At 70.7% G+C, this 760-nt stretch carries 1 pseudogene; it reads left to right on the top strand.

What is annotated here, in order from left to right:
- A pseudogene (locus IF43_RS37505) lies at positions 1–760 on the top strand (acyltransferase domain-containing protein); the annotation flags it as partial.

Below are 760 nucleotides of genomic sequence, written 5' to 3'. Positions count from 1 at the left end.
GCGCAACGGCCACCCGATCCTCGCCGTCGTGCGCGGTTCGGCCGTCAACCAGGACGGTGCGAGCAACGGTCTGACGGCTCCGAACGGTCCGTCGCAGCAACGTATCGAGGCGCAGGCGCTGTTGGCGACGTACGGGCAGGGGCTCGTATCGACTGGGAGGCGGGCGAGGTCGAGCTGTTGACGGAGGCGCTGGAGTGGCCGGAGACCGGTGGAGCCGGTGGACGTCGCGTGGTCGCTGGTCGCGGGGCGGGCGCGTTTCGAGGATCGTGCGGCGGTCGTGGCGGCGGACCGTGAAGGTCTGCTGGCCGGACTGGCCGCGCTGGCGGAGGGTGCTGCGGCCGCGGGTCTGGTGACCGGTTCGCCGGTCGGTGGGAAGACCGCTTTCCTGTTCACCGGGCAGGGCAGTCAGCGCATCGGGATGGGGCGGGAGCTGTACGACGCCTTCCCGGCGTTCGCAGACGCGCTGGACGCCGTCTGCACCCGCGTGGACGCCCACGCTCACCTCGGAATCCCGCTGAAAAACGTCCTGTTCGGGTCGGATGCTGCTGCGCTGGATCGGACGGAGTACACCCAGCCGGCGCTGTTCGCGGTGGAGGTGGCGCTGTTCCGGCTCGTGGAGAGCTGGGGTGTGCGGCCTGACTTCGTGGCCGGGCACTCCGTTGGTGAGATCGCTGCTGCGCATGTGGCGGGTGTGCTGTCGCTGGACGACGCGTGTGTGCTGGTCGCTGCGCGTGGTCGGTTGATGCAGGCGCTGCCGGCG

The organism is Streptomyces sp. NRRL S-87 (genome assembly GCF_000719335.1).
GTDB lineage: Bacteria > Actinomycetota > Actinomycetes > Streptomycetales > Streptomycetaceae > Streptomyces.
This window is presented reverse-complemented; position numbering and strand designations above follow the sequence as displayed.